16 protein-coding genes are annotated in these 16,648 nt (G+C 67.8%); 6 read left to right on the top strand and 10 right to left on the bottom strand.

Going from position 1 to position 16,648, the window contains the following annotated elements:
- The first annotated feature begins 20 nt into the window (after positions 1 to 20).
- Positions 21 to 1,232, top strand: a complete 1,212-nt coding sequence (locus tag ACWPOC_RS00330) for an acetyl-CoA C-acetyltransferase (protein ID WP_120280725.1) — start codon at positions 21 to 23, stop codon at positions 1,230 to 1,232.
- Between the two features lie 165 nt (positions 1,233 to 1,397).
- Positions 1,398 to 1,832, top strand: coding sequence for a DoxX family protein (locus tag ACWPOC_RS00335; protein WP_174246971.1), 435 nt, complete (start codon positions 1,398 to 1,400; stop codon positions 1,830 to 1,832).
- 33 nt (positions 1,833 to 1,865) lie between these two features.
- Here the strand turns inward: ACWPOC_RS00335 and ACWPOC_RS00340 are convergent, their stop codons facing one another.
- The 9 genes from ACWPOC_RS00340 to ACWPOC_RS00380 form a co-directional block, all read right to left on the bottom strand.
- Positions 1,866 to 2,900, bottom strand: coding sequence for an MDR family NADP-dependent oxidoreductase (locus ACWPOC_RS00340; protein WP_183070601.1), 1,035 nt, complete (start codon positions 2,898 to 2,900; stop codon positions 1,866 to 1,868).
- Between the two features lie 87 nt (positions 2,901 to 2,987).
- Positions 2,988 to 3,152, bottom strand: a complete 165-nt coding sequence (locus tag ACWPOC_RS00345; RefSeq protein WP_174246970.1) for a hypothetical protein — start codon at positions 3,150 to 3,152, stop codon at positions 2,988 to 2,990.
- A 163-nt stretch (positions 3,153 to 3,315) separates the two neighbouring features.
- Positions 3,316 to 5,802, bottom strand: coding sequence for a glycosyl hydrolase 2 galactose-binding domain-containing protein (locus tag ACWPOC_RS00350; protein WP_120280728.1), 2,487 nt, complete (start codon positions 5,800 to 5,802; stop codon positions 3,316 to 3,318).
- Between the two features lie 15 nt (positions 5,803 to 5,817).
- Entirely contained in the window at positions 5,818 to 6,777 is a 960-nt protein-coding gene (locus ACWPOC_RS00355; protein WP_120280729.1) for a DUF1839 family protein, read from the bottom strand.
- The gene (locus tag ACWPOC_RS00360) at positions 6,774 to 7,730 is read right to left on the bottom strand and encodes an amino acid--[acyl-carrier-protein] ligase (protein WP_120280730.1); all 957 of its coding nucleotides are present in this window, start codon (positions 7,728 to 7,730) and stop codon (positions 6,774 to 6,776) included. Before ACWPOC_RS00360 ends, ACWPOC_RS00355 begins: the two co-directional genes overlap by 4 nt.
- Positions 7,727 to 8,914, bottom strand: a complete 1,188-nt coding sequence (locus tag ACWPOC_RS00365) for an acyl-CoA dehydrogenase family protein (protein ID WP_120280731.1) — start codon at positions 8,912 to 8,914, stop codon at positions 7,727 to 7,729. The genes ACWPOC_RS00360 and ACWPOC_RS00365 overlap by 4 nt, the downstream gene beginning before the upstream one ends.
- On the bottom strand, positions 8,911 to 9,153 hold the full coding sequence (locus ACWPOC_RS00370) for an acyl carrier protein (RefSeq protein WP_024102340.1): 243 nt from the start codon (positions 9,151 to 9,153) through the stop codon (positions 8,911 to 8,913). Before ACWPOC_RS00370 ends, ACWPOC_RS00365 begins: the two co-directional genes overlap by 4 nt.
- On the bottom strand, positions 9,150 to 9,578 hold the full coding sequence (acpS, locus tag ACWPOC_RS00375) for a holo-ACP synthase (RefSeq protein WP_120280732.1): 429 nt from the start codon (positions 9,576 to 9,578) through the stop codon (positions 9,150 to 9,152). The genes ACWPOC_RS00370 and acpS overlap by 4 nt, the downstream gene beginning before the upstream one ends.
- A 236-nt stretch (positions 9,579 to 9,814) precedes the next feature.
- Positions 9,815 to 11,185 (bottom strand): NAD(P)/FAD-dependent oxidoreductase, encoded by a 1,371-nt coding sequence (locus ACWPOC_RS00380; protein WP_159417274.1) that lies wholly within the window; start codon positions 11,183 to 11,185, stop codon positions 9,815 to 9,817.
- A 153-nt stretch (positions 11,186 to 11,338) separates the two neighbouring features.
- Between ACWPOC_RS00380 and ACWPOC_RS00385 the strand changes: the two genes are divergently transcribed.
- The gene (locus ACWPOC_RS00385) at positions 11,339 to 12,235 is read left to right on the top strand and encodes a LysR family transcriptional regulator (RefSeq protein WP_159417273.1); all 897 of its coding nucleotides are present in this window, start codon (positions 11,339 to 11,341) and stop codon (positions 12,233 to 12,235) included.
- A gap of 94 nt (positions 12,236 to 12,329) precedes the next feature.
- On the opposite strand, the gene ACWPOC_RS00390 is transcribed toward ACWPOC_RS00385, so the two are convergent.
- Positions 12,330 to 12,917 carry a PadR family transcriptional regulator gene (locus ACWPOC_RS00390; protein WP_455407824.1) on the bottom strand — a complete coding sequence of 196 codons (588 nt, stop codon included), beginning with the start codon at positions 12,915 to 12,917 and terminating at the stop codon, positions 12,330 to 12,332.
- Between the two features lie 129 nt (positions 12,918 to 13,046).
- On the opposite strand from ACWPOC_RS00390, the gene ACWPOC_RS00395 reads away from it, so the two are divergent.
- Genes ACWPOC_RS00395 through ACWPOC_RS00405 form a run of 3 tightly spaced genes read left to right on the top strand, consistent with a single transcriptional unit; the run spans position 13,047 to position 16,529 of the window.
- On the top strand, positions 13,047 to 14,162 hold the full coding sequence (locus tag ACWPOC_RS00395; RefSeq protein ID WP_120280736.1) for an aromatic ring-hydroxylating dioxygenase subunit alpha: 1,116 nt from the start codon (positions 13,047 to 13,049) through the stop codon (positions 14,160 to 14,162).
- Position 14,163: 1 nt separating this feature from the next.
- Complete coding sequence (locus tag ACWPOC_RS00400; protein ID WP_120280737.1) at positions 14,164 to 15,144, top strand: PDR/VanB family oxidoreductase; 981 nt, start codon at positions 14,164 to 14,166, stop codon at positions 15,142 to 15,144.
- Positions 15,145 to 15,176: 32 nt separating this feature from the next.
- Positions 15,177 to 16,529 (top strand): MFS transporter, encoded by a 1,353-nt coding sequence (locus tag ACWPOC_RS00405; protein WP_120280738.1) that lies wholly within the window; start codon positions 15,177 to 15,179, stop codon positions 16,527 to 16,529.
- The last annotated feature ends 119 nt before the right edge of the window (positions 16,530 to 16,648 follow it).

Consider the following 16,648-nt stretch of genomic DNA (forward strand, 5'->3'; position numbering starts at 1 on the left):
AACCCCGATCGAGGTACATCATGACCGACGTAGTGATCTGCGAACCCCTGCGCACCCCGGTGGGCAGGTTCGGCGGTGTCCTGAAGGACATCGCACCCGAGGATCTCGCGGCCACCGTCATCCGCGAACTCGTCGCACGCACCGGCATCACCGGTTCCGACATCGACGACGTCTTCCTCGGCCAGGCCTCCCCCAACGGTGAGGCCCCCGCCCTCGGCCGCGTCGCCGCCCTCAACGCCGGTCTCGGCGTGGACGTTCCGGGCCTGCAGGTCGACCGCCGCTGCGGCTCGGGTCTGCAGGCGATCGTGCAGGCCGTCATGCAGGTGCAGACCGGCGCGAGCGACCTGATCCTCGCCGGCGGTGCCGAGTCGATGAGCCAGGCCGAGTTCTACGCCACCGGCATGCGCTGGGGCGTCAAGGGCGAAGCCGTCGCCCTGTCCGATCGTCTGGCCCGGGCCCGCGTCACCGCCGGTGGCCGTGACTTCCCCGTGCCCGGCGGCATGATCGAGACCGCCGAGAACCTGCGCGCCGAGTTCTCCATCAGCCGCGAGGACCAGGACGCCCTGGCCGTGCAGTCGCACCAGCGCGCCGTCGCCGCCCAGAAGAACGGTGTGTTCGCGCAGGAGATCGTGCCCGTCACCGTGCCGCAGCGCAAGGGCGATCCGCTCGTCGTCGACACCGACGAGCACCCCCGCGCAGACACCTCGATGGAGACCCTCGCCAAGCTGCGCCCGATCCGCGGCAAGATCGATCCCGAGTCGACCGTCACCGCCGGCAACGCCAGCGGCCAGAACGACGGTGCCGCCCTCGCGATCGTCACCACCGCCGAGAAGGCCGCCGCGCTGGGTCTGCGTCCGCTCGCCCGCCTCGCAAGCTGGGCGGTGGCCGGTGTGCCCCCACGCACCATGGGCATCGGCCCGGTGCCCGCCAGCGAGAAGGCCCTCGGCCGCCTCGGACTGACCCTCGCCGACATGGACGTCATCGAACTCAACGAGGCGTTCGCCGCGCAAGCCCTCGCGGTCACCCGCTCGTGGGGCATCGAAGCCGACGACCAGCGCCTGAACCCCAACGGCTCCGGCATCTCGCTCGGACACCCGGTGGGCGCGACCGGCGGACGCATCCTCGCCACCCTGCTGCGCGAACTCGACCGCCGTGAGGGTCGCTACGGACTCGAGACGATGTGCATCGGCGGCGGCCAGGGACTCGCCGCTGTGTTCGAGCGCATCGCCTGACGGCGACCGACGGCGTTCGAGCGCATCGCCTGACAGCGACCGACGGCGTTCGAGCGCATCGCCTGACAGCGACCGACACCGTTCGAACGCATCACCTGATGTGACCTACGGTGCTCGCGACGCGATCCCCGTCGCGAGCACCGTACAGTCCGTACGCTCGTGATCATGAGCGATGTACAGATAACTCCACCGACCGAAGCCCCCGCTCCGCCCACGACACGAGCCCGGACCCTCGCGCGTTATCTGCTGGCCGCCTCACTCGTCTTCGCCGGGCTGAGCCATCTCTTCTGGGCCCGCAAGGACTTCCAGGCCCAGGTGCCCGATTGGGTGCCGATGGACAAGGACGGCGTGGTCATGGCATCCGGCGGTGTCGAGATCATGCTCGGCGCCGGACTCGCCGTGGCGAACCGCGACCGCGTCCGTGTCGGCCGCCTGGCCGCACTGTTCTTCGCCGCCGTCTTCCCGGGCAACATCGCCCAGTATCTCGGCAAGCGCAGCGCCTTCGGTCTCGACACCGACCGTAAGCGCCTGATCCGCTTGTTCTTCCAGCCGGTGCTCATCCTGTGGGCCTTGTGGTCCACCGGAATCCCCCGACGCTGACGCGGCCGGCGCCGGAGGGCGGACCGGTGTCCGTCACTCCGGCGCGACCCGCACGAGCATCTTGCCGAAGTTCTTTCCTTCGAGCATGCCGATGAACGCCTCCGGGGCGTTCTCGAGTCCGTCGACGATGTCCTCGCGGTACGCGAGCTTTCCGTCGCGGACCCATGCCGAGGCCTCACGTAGGAAGTCGCCGTACATCTCCTTCACGAACTCGCTCTGGATGAAACCGCGGATCGTGAGGCTCTTGGTGAGGATCGAATTGAACAGTCCCGGAAGACGGTCCGTGCGGTTCAGATCCGCACCGTTGTACTGCGCGACCAGCCCGCACACCGGGATCCGCGCATAGGTGTTGAGCAACGGCCACACCGCTTCCTGGACGGGACCGCCGACGTTCTCGAAGTACACGTCGATGCCGTCGGGCACCGCCTCCGCCAGCTTGTCGGGGAAGTTCGGGTCGCGGTGGTCGATCGCCGCGTCGAAACCGAACTCCTCGATCAGTGCGCGGCACTTCTCCGGTCCGCCGGCGATGCCGACCGCGCGGGCGCCCTTCAACTTCGCGATCTGCCCCACGGCCGATCCCACCGGCCCGGTGGCGGCAGCGACGACGACGGTCTCTCCCTCCTTCGGCTGTCCGATCTTCAGGAGCCCGGAATAGGCTGTGAATCCGGGCATTCCGAGCACGCCCACCGCGGTGGAGATCGGCGCGGCCTGCGGATCGAGCTTGCGTACGGTGGAGCCGTCGAGGACGGCGTGCGACTGCCAGCCGGCTCCGGCCAGGACGTAGTCGCCCGGCTCGAGACCGTCGTACCGCGATTCGACGACCTGGCCCACCGTTCCGGCGACCATCACGTCCCCGAGTTCGACGTGCGCGGCATACGACTTCGCGGTGCTCATCCGACCGCGCATGTACGGGTCGAGGGACAGGTAGACGACGCGCAGGAGGATCTGGCCGTCGCCGACCTCCGGCAGATCCACCGTCTCGAAACGGAAGTTGTCGGCGGTGGGCGCCCCCTCCGGACGCGACGCGAGAACGATGCGGGTGCTCTGATTCGTCGTGGCTTCACTCATGCCGACAGTGTGCCGCACGCGCAGGTGTCCTGAACGCTGCGCGCGGGCACTCCGGCAGGCACGATGTCGGGCCGGAGAGTCTCTCGGTCAGGCGCTGCGCTGTACCTGTCCGCGAGGCACCTGGTAGTTCGAGAACAGCTGCGAGTGGATGACCTCGGTGAAGGACGGTCCGTCCTGCTCTGTCCGGGCAGGACGGCGAGTGGACGAAGCGGTGCGCGAGGCACCCATCTGCGACGTGGAGCGGATCGCCATGTCGATCTCCTCTCGGAAGGCGGGGAGAGGTGCCACCGGCACCGTACAGAAGGTGCAAATCGGGTGAGCGACCCCTTGGGAGATACATATACCCCGTCGATGCCCGATATGCACCTGTCGATTTCGGCGCGCCACACACCGCCCCACCGGGAGCCTCGGGAAGCTACCCCTCGACCTCGTGGCCGTCGGAGGCGGGAAGCACCCGGATCGGCACGCTCGTGGCCGAGTTCGATGCCCCCACCCGACCGATCGGCGTCGCGGCCGGATCACAGGCCCGCACGGTGATCGTGCGAGAACCTCCGGGAGGCAGGTGGAACCAGGAATCCTGCAGGTCACCGCCGTTGACGTCGAGGTGCACGTACTGCGCCGCACCCTCGGTTCGCACCTCCACGCTCCACCCGTCCGGGACGGGTCGAGCGGTCGCCGTGAGACCGATTCCGCGCTCGACGGGCCGTGCCGGACCGCCCACGAGATGCACCGACTCCGCCAGCACCGCACCGGCGTGATCCACCAACCGGGCGGTCGCCGTGTCGAAAGTGCGCGGCCCGAATCGATACGCAAAATTGACATCGGTGAAACCGCCCGTCACCGATGCCCACGAGATCACCCGGGTCTCGTGCGGGGCGAGATGCAGCGGCACGGACACGTCCACCGGTACCGCACCCGAGGGGGTGTGGGCCTGCAACTGCAGCGTGACGTCGAGAACGTCGGCGGTGTCGTTGATGGCGTCCACACGCAGGCCGTCGAGGCCGTCGTCGGTGAGGAGGACGGTGACGGGCGCGAACACCCGGGCCAGCACCCACCACGGAGCCTTCGGGTTCCCGTCGGCGTCGAGCACGCCCCATCCGGCACCCGGCTGCAGGTCGCGGGCGGACAGGATCAGGGCACCGCGACATCCTGATCCGGACCGTCGCCAGTACTGCAGCACCTCGGTGAACGCTTCGCAGATCGCCACCCGCCCGAGCGCGAGATACCGCGCGGGGTCGGACCACCGCACCTCGGCGGGGTCGACCCCGAAGAGCGTGCGCACATAGTGGTCTCGTACGTCCTCGAAGTCCCACGACGCGCCGTTGTCGCGCGGCACAGCCGACTTCCACCGCGGATGGTGACCGGCGACATTCACACTGCCGAACGCAGTCTCGATCGCCGTGTCGGAGGGTGGAATCGAGAAAGCGAGGCATTCGGCGGCGAAGCGCACGCCGGCAGCGCGCACATCGGCGAGAGGACGACGGTAACCCCCGACACCGAAGTAGTGCGCCACACCCGAACCCACCGCGATCGGCAGTGCGTCGCTACCCCGGGGTGCGGACGGTGACGACGACACCCACACCGTGCCCGGTAACTCGCGGTCGACGATCGCAGGCAACCAGTCGTCGAGTGCCGGGAGGGATGTCTCCGTCAGACCGAGCATGGCCGGTTGTTGCTCGGTCTCGCTGCCTCCGCACATCACGACGGGTGCCGGGTTTCCGCCCCATCGGCGCGCCAGTGCACGGACCTCGTCCTCGAGCAGCGAGCGGAAGTGCGGGTCGTCGGGTGGATCGGTGGTGGCGAGCATGACGTCCTGCCACACCATGATGCCCAGTTCGGCACACGCCGAGTAGAACTCGTCGTCCTCGTAGACCATCGTGCCGGGGATGCGGATCGTGTCCACGCCCGCCGACACGCAGCGTTCGAGGATGCGCCGGGTTCCGGCCGAGTCGTTCAAGGTGATCGGGTCGGTCGGTGTCCACACCAGTCCGCGGCAGAAGATGTCGACGTCGTTGATCCGCAGGCCGAATCCGTCGCCCGAAATCTGTTCCACCGATCGGAAACCGATAGTGCCCGGTTCCATCCGATGCCCGTCCAAGAGGATGTGTGCCGCGTACAGGTTCGGGTCGCCGTAGGTGTGCGGCCACCACCGCTGCACCTCGGGGAGCGTCACCTGCATCCGCACGCGCGCTGTCCCGTCGGGCCCGTATTCGGGCCGGGCGTGCGCCGCCGCCCCGCCGATCTCCACAGCGACCTCGGAGACGACGGCTCCTGCCAGCACGAGATCGACGTCGACGATCCCGTCGGATCCGCGTACACGCGTTCGTATCCCGCGTCCCAGCACGACGGGTTCGCCGGAATCGACGAGACGAACAGGGCGCCACGGTCCGACCGGTGCCGGAGCTCCCGCGTAGACCGGGGCGCGCCCGAGCATCGTGGTGCGGAACCACCGCAATCCCTGGGCCGATACGAGCGACGAGCGCCACCGTCCGCGCGGCCGACGCTTGCGGAGTGCAGCCTCGAGCGAGGCACACCGGATCGCGATCCGCGTAGTCGACGGCAGGCGGTCGAGGACGACGGTCAGCGGCGCGAACATCGATTCCGACGTCGCGACGCATGTCCCGTCGACCCATACCTCCGCGAGGGTCGCGAGCCCGTCGAAGGTCAGATGCCACGGTCCGTCGCCGGACACCTCGACGTCGGTGACGAACCACCAGTCGTCGCTGTCGGGTGACGACGCCCGGGCCGCCGCGACTCCGTCGGTCTCCCGAATCGCGCCTGCCGCCGTCCCGGGTATGCGGACCGGCAACCAACAATCGTCCTCCGGAAGGTCGCCGGGATGCTCGACCGACCCAGGAGCGATAGGGAGACACCGCCATCGCGCATCGTGCAGGAGATCCATACGAGTCGAGTCCCGTCACCGCACCCCGGCGGCGCGGACGACGGTCGCCATGGCGTCCTCCCAGGCGTCGGCCATCGCCGTCAACTGGTCGCCGGGATCGACGCTGCGGCCACGTGCCGCACGCGCCATCCGGAACTGCACGCTCTTGGCACCCTCGGCGACCGCGCGGAATCCGTCGGCTGCGGCGGCCGCACCGGGATATCCGCGACGGTCCATGTAGACGCTCACGTCCGCGGCGAGTTCGGCCGTGGCACCGCACTGGCGGAGCACCCCGAACGTCCACGGATGGAAGACGTCCATCCCGCCGGTGCGGATCGAGTCGATGTCGGCGAGCACCCGCTTCCCGAGTTCGCGCACCGGATTCGAGTCCGCACGCATGCGCAGATGCCGGAACACCATCGTGTCGAAGGCATCACGCTGCGGTTGGGCCGCGTCGAGGCGCACCTGTTCGAGATAGGGAGGCCAGGTGGGCACCGGTTCGTCGAGGCCGAACACTCCGCGGAAGTCCTCACCGGTGAGGACGTGATAGCCGCTGTTGTGGAAGTACTCGAGCGTCTCGGTGTCGCGGTCGATGACGTTGGGCACGATCGTCGTCTTCGAACGACTCTCCCGGTATCCGGTGCCCTCGGTGTCGGGCAGCCAGAAGGCGTCCACCTCGATCGTCGACAACAGACCGGCGGCGGCGTTGTCCTCGAGGTGATCCACCGGACGGCGCCAGACGTTCATCTCCGCGACGTCGATCCCGTACAGCGCCAACAGGTCCTCGGGACGGAACTTGAGGAAGGTCCACTGGGCGCCGTCGAACCGCGCCGAGAACGCGCACGCGGCCGCGGGGACCGGATCGTGGCCGAGCGAATGCAGCACCTCGACCCACAGGTCGACATAGCAGTTGGTCTCGGTCCAGATCCGGTCGGCAGCGTGCACGAAGTGCGGTGAGTACCCGTCGACGCGGACGTCGATGAGCCGATCGCTCACGGGAACAGCCTGTCGCGTACCGAAGCGGGCCAGCGGTCGACGTCGAGCCCGTGGGTCCGCAGCAGTGCCAGGGCGATCCGCTCCATGCCGAATCCGACGCACGCGCTGTGCGCGACTTCGCCGTCGGCGGTGCGGATCTCGAAGGTCTCGCCGAAGTGCTCGCGATGGCAGTTGCACGAGACCACGGCGGTGCCGTCGTCGAGGTCGCCGTAGAGCCGGACGGTCAGCTCGGTCTTGAGGTTCTCGGTGCGCTGGTTGACGGCCAGCATGCGCCCGGCCCGTCCGAAGAAAGGATCGTTGGCGGGCACGGCGGTCGCGTCGAGACCCAGAGAGCCGAGCACCTCGAGTCCTCGCTCCACCCAGGAATCACGATGCTGCGCAGCATCGTTCTCGGTGCCGATGCGCACGAACTCGTGCATGCGGAAGGCCTGCATGCGAGCGGGGTCGACGGCAGGTTCGTGCCGGAAGCAGTAACCGAGGACGTCGAGCAGTTCGCCACCCTCGCGCAGCGTGCCGGTGTACCGCGAGTAAGCGGGATGACATGCGGCGGAGACGAGCACGGTGTCGGCGGGTTCGAGCCACGGATCCCACGCCTCTCCCCGCGACCGCGCGGCGAGCAGTTCGGCGTGCTCGGCGTTGCTGCCCGCGAAGGTGTTCACCGCTCCGGTCAGGTGCGGGAAGGAGGCGATGTAGTCGGTGCGCTCGAAGCTCGTCCGCGGAAAGACCGGAGGGAAACGCAGGCGCGTGGCCGCCCGGCCCGGACCCGCCGCGACCACCACGCGGTCGATGCCGTCGACGATGTCCTCGAAGACACCCGAGCGTCCGTAGAGGCCGGGAACACCGGTCTCCACGAGCAGTTCGGCCTCGAGCAGCTGCTGCTGGAAGTCGAGGCGGGCGCGCTCGAGTTCGGACAGCTCGTCGGTTGCGGCGCTGGTAATGGCTGTACTTGTCACAGCGTCCCCCGGTAGGCGATCGACAACTGGGCCGAGTTGTTCATGATGCGGTCGTTGTTGACCATCACGGCGGCGCCGTGCGCGTCGCGCAGGTGGCGGCCGAGCGAGTACTGCGAATCCTCGCGGTATCCGGCGATCCCGCAGATGAGCATCGCGCGGTTCACCAGATCCACGACGAGCGTGGACGCGGTGACCTTGAGGTTGTTCATGGCGAGCGAGAAACCCATGCTCGACATCGATTCCTCCTGCGCCGACGCGGCTGCGTCGAACCGGGCGGCGGACCCGGCGACGAGATCGGAGAACTGCTGGTGCACGGCGGCTGCTTCGGCGAGTCGCAGCGCACCGGGCGGGGTGACCCCCGGGCTGCGGCGGGCCGCCGACCGCACGAACGAGCGGGCCTTCTCCATCGCCGCGTCGGCGATTCCGAGCCACACCGCCGACCACACACTGTGCGAGACGGGAAGCATGGTGCGCGACGAGATCTCGGCGTAGGCCGTGCCGACGACGAGATCGGCGGACGTCGTGGCAGTGAGGACGAATCCGGGACTGCAGGTGCCGCGGAGTCCGAGGGTGTCCCAGCTGCCGGTGGGTTCGAGGTTCACGTCGTCGCGTCGGCATACGACGAGCACCTGGTCGCTGGGCGGGCTGTCGGCGGTGCGACGCGCGGTCACCAGGATCGCGTCGGCGTATTCGCCGTACGAGATGACCGGTGCGTTCTTCGTCAGGGTGACGGTGTCGCCGTCGCGGGCCACGGCGCAGACGCTGCTGCGCACGTCGCCGCCGGTGCCGAGTTCGGTGGTCGCCGAAGCGATCAGGTAGTCGTTCGCCACCGCTTCGGCGACGAAGGCCGCCACACCCGGGGTGGAGTGATGCACCAGCGACAGGATCTGCGTCTGGTGCATTGCGAAGATCATCGCGGTGGAGGCGCAGTACCGGCCGAGGATGCGGGCGACGGCGCACAGCTCACCGAGGGACGCTCCCTCCCCGCCCTGATCGACAGGGACGGCGCAGTTCAGCAGCTTGTGGGCGCGCAGCGCGTCGACGGCCTCGTGCGGAAAGCGTCCTTCACGATCCACCTCGGCGGCCGCGGGGCCGGCGCTCTCGCGTCCGACGAGTTCGGCACGGGCGAGCAGCGACAGCCCGGCATGCTCCGCGACGGTGAGGGGCGCGGACGGGGACGTCACGCGACGCCCAGTTCCGTCAACGCCGACCTGATGGCGCCGACGCTCGCGAAGGTGCTCTTGCGCAGCAGTTCGTCGGGGAATTCGACGTCGAAGGCGTCCTCGAGGGCGAGCATCACGTTCACGCTGGCGTGCGATGTCAGGCCGAGCTCGTAGAGGTCGGCGGCGGGATCGAGCGCCGTGCTGTCGACCGACAGCTTCGCGTGCTCACCGAGGACCTTGCGGATCACCTGTTCCGTCATGGATGTTCTCCAGTTTCTGCTTCGTCGACGCGGGTCGCCACGACCGTCGCGATGGCGTATTCGAGCTCGTGGGAAATCGAGACCTGAATGTCGGTCACCTGTTCATCTCGCGCCAGGGTGGCCGCGTTACCGGCCAGTACGACAGTGCATCCGCCCCAGTCCGCGCGGCGGATCTCGATGGCCCGCCAGGGAACTGCGTGCTCACGCGGACGCAGGACCTTCATGACGGCCTCCTTCGCGGCGAAGCGTGCCGCGAGGCGTTGGGCGCGACCCGATCCGGTGCACATCTCCAGCTCGTGCGGGGTGAACACGCGCTGCAGGTAGCGGTCGCCGAACCGGTCGATGCTCGACGCGATGTCGCGGACGGTGACGACATCGCAGCCGACGCGTGTCGTCGCGACGCGGGGGCCGCTGTCATCGTTCATGGGTCACTCCTCGGGATGCGCTGCACACGCTAGCCGCAGGTCGGCGGATCTACACCACTCGAACGTCTCTGGCTTGCAGGACATCCCGGAAATCACCCCGGCTTTCACCCGCCGGTCGCGGCAGTGCGCGCGGTGAATCGGGACTCGCTACCGCAACATGCCGCGTCGATCCCGGTTCGGCGCGCGAACGACGAAAGGCCCCGACCGGGCGGTCGGAGCCTTTCGGGGGTCTGTAGTTATGCGGACGTCCGCACGGGTTCCTTGTCGCTCTCCGGCTCGTCCTTCGCTGCCGACTCCTTCTCCACAGCGGGCACCGGGACGGTGTCCTGCGCGTAGTAGAAGTGCGGGCGACGGTGTCCGAGGAAGGAACCGCACCAGGACATGACCGCGATGTACCGGTTGCGGAATCCGACCAGGTAGACGAGGTGGACGGCGAGCCACAGCACCCAGGCGATGAAGCCGGTGAGCTCGATCTTCCCGACCCGCGTGATGGCGCGGAACCGGTTGATGATCGCCATGCTGCCCTTGTCCTTGTACTGGAACGGGGTGCCCATCGCGACCTTGCCGGTGATCATCTTCGCGACGTGGCGGCCACCCTGCATGGCGAACGGCGACTGCGCCGGCAGGTTGTCGAGGGTGACCATGTCGCCGATGGCGAAGATGTTGTCGCTGCGGCCGACGGTGAAGTCGGGGTCGACGAGCAGGCGTCCGCCGCGGACCGTCTCGCAGCCGGTGCGCTCGGCGAGCACGTCGGCGAAGTCGTTGGCCTGGATTCCGGCCGACCAGATGATGGTCTCCGCGGTGAGGCGGCGGGTCTCCTCGGTCGTGGGCGTGGTGAGCATGGCACCGTGCTCGTCGATGTCGGTGACCATCGTCCCGAGGACGACGTCGACGCCGCTCTTCTCGAGCGACTCCTTGGAGTACTCGCTGAGCTTGCCGCCGAACGGGGGCAGCACCTTGTCGGCGCCCTCGACGAGCGTGACGGTGACGTCGTCGGCGCGGATGTTGCCGATGTTCTCGGCGAAGTAGCGCTGCGCGAGTTCCTTGATCTGTCCCGCGAGCTCGACGCCCGTCGGGCCGGCACCCACGACGATGAAGCTGAGCAGATTCTTCCGGCGCTCCGCATCGGTGGTGACGTGTGCTTCCTCGAAGCACCGCACGATCTGGCGACGCAGCTTCTCGGCGTCCTCGACCGTCTTCAGCGCGTACGTCAGGTCGGCGAACTCGTCGCGTCCGAAATACGCCTGGCGCGCGCCGGTCGCGGCGACGAGGTACTTGAAGCCGAGGCGGAGACGCTGGCCGCCGGCCTCGTAGACGACCGTGTTCTCCTCGGGGAGCACGTCGACGACGCGGCCCAGGCGGACGTCGGCATTGGGGTACTCGGCCAGGATCGCACGCACGGAGGGGGCGATCTCACCGGGCGAGAGGACACCGGTCGCAACCTGGTAGAGCAGAGGCTGGAAAAGATGCTCGGTGGTCTCCGAGATGAGAACGAAGGGCGTGCCGGCCTTGGCGAGCTTCTTGGCGGTGGCCAATGCTCCGAAGCCGGAACCCACGATGACTACATCCGTCCGATCGACCAGGGTCACTGTGTCCGCATCGTCCATGCTGCCGTAAACCTCCACGTACTTGTCATCTCCGTTGATGTATGACTCCCAAGGTAGGTACGAAGGACCCTTGTTCTCCACTAACCTGGGATATTCGAAAAACTGTTATCTGTTTCGCTCATAAATGCAGATGGCACGTTCCCCGGAGGAGACATGGATTTCCGTCAGTTGCGCTACTTCTTCGCCGTCGGCGAGGAGGGCAGCTTCTCCCGTGCCGCCCAGCGCTGCTTCATCTCGCAGTCGGCGATCAGCCATCAGATCGCGAAGCTCGAGCACGAACTGGGCACCACCCTGTTCGACCGCACCACCCGTTCGGTCAAGCTCACCTCGGCCGGCCAACGCCTGATGCCGATCGCCGCCGAAGTGCTCAGCCTCGAGGCGAAGGCCCTGGAAGTGGGCCACGAACCGCGGGAGAGCATCCGCATCACGGCGAACATGAGCTTCGCGTCGCAGAGCCTCGATGCCATCTCCAGCGTCCGCGAGCGTCACCCCAAGATCGACGTGGAGTTCGTCATCAAGGACTTCACCGACCGCGTCAACGCAGTCGCGTCCGGGGATGCCGATCTCGCGCTCATCCGCGGCGACGTCGACCGCCCGGGGCTCGAGGCGATCCGTCTCGGCATCGAAGAGCTCGTCATCGTCACGTCGAGCGAGCACCCGCTGTCGGCGTTCTCCACCGTCGATCTCGGCGACCTCGCCCACTACCCGCTGCTGCTGCCGCCGCGCGGCAACCAGGTGTTGTTGCACCGCGTGGTCGAGGACGCCTTCGTCGAGGTCGGTCGTCGCGTGCGCCTCGGGCCTCCGATCGCGAGCGACCACACCGCGACTCTCGAGGTGCTCACCAACCCGAGGGCGTGGACCGTGCTCTACGCCGGCACCGCGGCCGACACACCCCGCAAGGGACTGAAGTTCATGCGCGAGATCCACCACCGGCTGCAGGTGCCGGTGTGCGGGGTGGTGCGGAGCAACGCGACGCCCAATCCCGAACTCGAGTTCCTCATGCGGGCGCTCGCGCATTCGATCGTGCCGCCGACGGACAGCACGCCCTGATCAGACCGTCGACATCGGAGCGCGAAACGGTCATCGGTGCGCGCAATTCCGCGCTCCGCTGACCAGTTCGCGCGTCGCTGCGGTCCCGGGCGACTCAGTTACGCGGCGACAGCTTGTCGAAGAGTTCGAGGCCCTGGCGTGCCCACGCGATCTCGGCCTCGCCCCGTCCGATGAGACCGTCGTACGCGAACGCCTTGAACGCGATGATCCGCTCGTGGTCCTCGGCCGGATACTTCTGCACGCGTCTCGCGATGGTCGCGTTGCTGAGGTCGAGGATCGCGTCGCGCACCGTGGTCCACTGGGCGATCTGTTCGGTGTAGTGGTCGATGTGCCGTTGCAGGCACTCGCGAGCACTGCGCGGGTCTGCCCATTCGAAGTAGGCCGCGCGCATGTGGGCGGCGTCGCGCACCGGGGCGTAGTCCAGCGGGGTGGACATCCACTCGCGGAAGGCCCGGATGCCCTCCTCGGTGATCGAGTACCGGGTCTTGGTGCTGTTGGGACCCCAGCGCACCTGTTCGCCCTCGACGAGGCCCTCGCGCTCCATCCGGCGTAGTTCGGGGTAGATCTGCGAGTCGGGGGCATGCCAGACGTGCCCGACCGACCCGCCGAACCGTTTCGCCGCGTCGTAGCCGGTCAGAGGCTCGGCGGTGAGCAATGCGAGCAGCGCGTATCGCAGGCTCATGGACCACCACCTTTCCCCGGGCGAGTATTCCACCCTTGCGAATAACTATATCGATAGATAGTCTGTGCTCCAGCTCACCAACTATCTATGTAGATAGTTATTTCACCCTCAGTGTTCGGAGGATCCGACATGACCGATCTCGGCCCCACCGGGGCGACCGCGAAGAACATGGCCTACCCGCTCGACGCCTGGTACGTCGTCGCCTGGGATCACGAGGTGGGTCGCCGCGAGATCCTCGCCCGCACCATCGCCGGCAAGCCGATGGCCCTCTACCGCACCGAGGAGGGCCGTCCCGTCGCCCTCGCCGACGCCTGCTGGCACCGTCTGGCGCCGCTGTCGATGGGCAAGCTCATCGGTAGCGAGGGCATCCAGTGCCCCTACCACGGTCTGCAGTACAACTCCGCAGGTCGCTGCACGCACATGCCCGCCCAGCAGACGATCAATCCGTCCGCGATGGTGGCGTCCTATCCCGTCGTCGAGCGGCACCGTTTCGTGTGGGTCTGGCCGGGCGATCCGACGCAGGCCGATCCCGATCTCGTCCCGGACATGTTCCAGATGGACTCCCCCGACTGGGCGGGCGACGGACGCACGATCGACGTGCAGGCCAACTACCAGCTCGTCCTCGACAACCTCATGGACCTCACCCACGAGGAGTTCGTACACTCGTCGTCCATCGGCCAGGACGAACTGAGCGAGTCCGACTTCGTCGTCACCCACGACGACCGCACCGTCACGGTCACCCGCTGGATGCACGACATCGACGCACCGCCGTTCTGGCTGAAGAACATGCGCGACAAGTTCCCCGGCTTCGAGGGCAAGGTCGACCGCTGGCAGATCATCGAGTTCCAGGCACCGTCCACGATCCGCATCGATGTCGGTGTGGCCAAGGCCGGAACCGGTGCCCCCGAGGGCGACCGCAGCCAGGGCGTCAACGGCTTCGTCATGAACACCATCTCGCCCGTCGACGAGCGCACTGCCCTGTATTTCTGGGCGTTCATGCGCAACTACCGTCTCGACAGCCAGCTCATCACCACGCAGCTGCGCGACGGCGTGCACGGCGTGTTCGGTGAGGACGAGGCGATGCTCACCGCGCAGCAGAAGGCCATCGAGGCGAACCCGGATCACGAGTTCTACAACCTCAACATCGACGCCGGCGGCATGTGGGTGCGACGCCTGATCCAGCGCATGGTCGAAGCGGAGCGGAACCTCACCTCGGCCACCGCCGTTCCCGAGGGAGCCCACTGACATGAGCAACAACCAGATCCGTTGGCAGCGGGCCCGAGTCGTGGGTGTCGAGCGGGCCGCCGATTCGATCGCCGAGATCACCCTCGTGGCCGACACCGCCCACCGCGTCGAACCCGGCGCCCACATCGACGTGCGTCTCCCCTCGGGCGACACGCGTTCGTACTCCCTCGTCGCGGGTGGTCCGGACGGTCGCCTCATACTCGGCGTCCACCGCTCCCCCACCTCGCGCGGTGGTTCCGAGTACATGCACTCGCTGCGCCCCGGCGACGAACTCGAGATCACCGAGCCTCTCCAGAACTTCCCGCTGCGGGTCGGCGCACCGCGATATGTCCTGCTCGCCGGTGGCATCGGCATCACCGCGGTCCGCGCGATGGGGGCCGTGCTCCGCCGCCTCGGTGCCGACTACCGCTTCGTGTATGTCGGTCGCAGTCGCTCCGCGATGGCCTTCCTGTCCGAACTCGAAGCCCTCCACGGCGACCGTCTCGACGTCCACATCGACGACGAGGGAACGGGATTGGACGTCGCCGCGCTCGTCGACGGCGTCGATCACGGCACCGAGCTGTACATGTGCGGTCCGATCCGCCTCATGGATGCCGTGCGACGCCGGTGGCACGACCGCGACCTGCCGATGCCGAATCTCCGCTACGAGACCTTCGGCAACAGTGGATGGTTCGATGCCGAGGAGTTCACGGTCACCGTGCCCGATCTCGATGTCACCACCACCGTCGGTTCCGACGAATCGATGCTCGACGCCCTCCGGCGTGCCGGTGTCGACATGATGTTCGACTGCCGCAAGGGCGAATGCGGCCTGTGCGAGGTCTCCGTCGCCTCGCTCGACGGTCGCGTCGACCACCGCGATGTCTTCTTCAGCGAGGAGCAGAAGCGCTCCTCGCGTCGGATGTGCGCCTGCGTGTCACGCGTGGTGCGCGATTCGGCGTCGTCCCGTTCGACGACGGGTGTCGTCACGCTCGACCTTCCCTGACCACCGCGCATTTCACACCACGAGGAAACACGATGGATCTTCGCGCACGCATCGACGCCTCGCCGATGCATCCCTACCAATGGATGGTCGTCGCCCTGTGCGTCGTGCTGAACATCCTCGACGGGTTCGACGTCATGGCCCTGGCGTTCACCGCCAAGAGCATCGGCAGCGACTTCGGGCTCGGCGGATCGGAACTCGGCGTGCTGCTCAGCGCGGGTCTGATCGGCATGGCCGTCGGTGCTCTCGCTCTCGCCCCGATGGCCGACCGGATCGGCCGACGGCCCCTGATCCTGATGTCGGTCGCGCTCGCCACCGCCGGCATGGGCCTGTCCGCGAGCGCCGGATCGGCGTGGGAACTCGGCATCTGGCGGGTCATCACCGGACTCGGCATCGGCGGCGTCCTCGCCTGCACCACCGTCATCGCGAGCGAATACTCGTCGGCCCGCTGGCGTGGGCTGGCCATCAGCATCTACACCGCCGGATACGGCGTGGGTGCCACGATCGGTGGTATGGCCGCCGTCGGTCTGCAGAGCGAATACGGTTGGCGCGCAGTCTTCGTCACCGGCGCCGTCCTCACCGGCCTGGTGCTCGCTCTCCTCGTCGTGCTGCTGCCCGAATCCCTCGATTTCCTCACCAGCCGGGGACGTTCAGGCGATCTCGACCGGGTCAACAGCATCGCGCGACGCATCGGCCAGAGCCCCGTCTCCGAGCTCACCCGCTCCGGCGACAAGGCGGCACCGCGGGCAGGACGGATCTCGGACCTGTTCTCCGGAAGCAACACCCGCTCGACGGTGCTGCTCTGGGCGGCTTTCTTCGCCACCATGTTCGGCTTCTACTTCGTCAACTCGTGGACGCCGTCGCTGCTCGAGACCGCCGGTCTCACGAAAGACCAGAGCGCCACGGCGGGCATGATGCTCACCCTCGGCGGCACCGTCGGGTCGGTGCTCTTCGGAGTGTTCGCCAGCCGATGGGCCACCCGATCGGTCCTGCTCACCTTCACCATCGCCGCCGCCGCGACCATGACCGTCTTCATCATGTCGATCTCGACCCTGATGCTGGCGTTCGCGCTCGGCATCCTGATCGGCGGACTCATCAACGGGTGCATCGCCGGTCTGTACACCCTCGCGCCGTCCCTCTACGGACCGCAGGTGCGGGCCACCGGCGTCGGTTCCGCCATCGGTATCGGCCGAGCGGGTGCCATCCTCGCACCGACCGCGGCCGGTGTGCTCCTCGATGCGGGATGGACGCCCGAACAGCTCTACTTCGGAGTGGCCGGAGTGGTCGTGCTCGCCGCGGTGGCACTGTTCGCGCTGCGCCCGGCACGCTCGGCGGACGCCTCGTCCGAGCCGGTGCCCGCCGCCGTCTCCACAGACTCGCGGAGCTGACCGACGGCCAGGAATCAGAGCGCGAAGTGGTCATCAGAGCGCGCAATTCCGCGCTCCGATGACCACTTCGCGCGTCGCTGCGGTGGTCCCTGCGGCGAACAACTCCGCAGCACCCGGAC

This window comes from Rhodococcus sp. 5G237 (assembly GCF_053764735.1).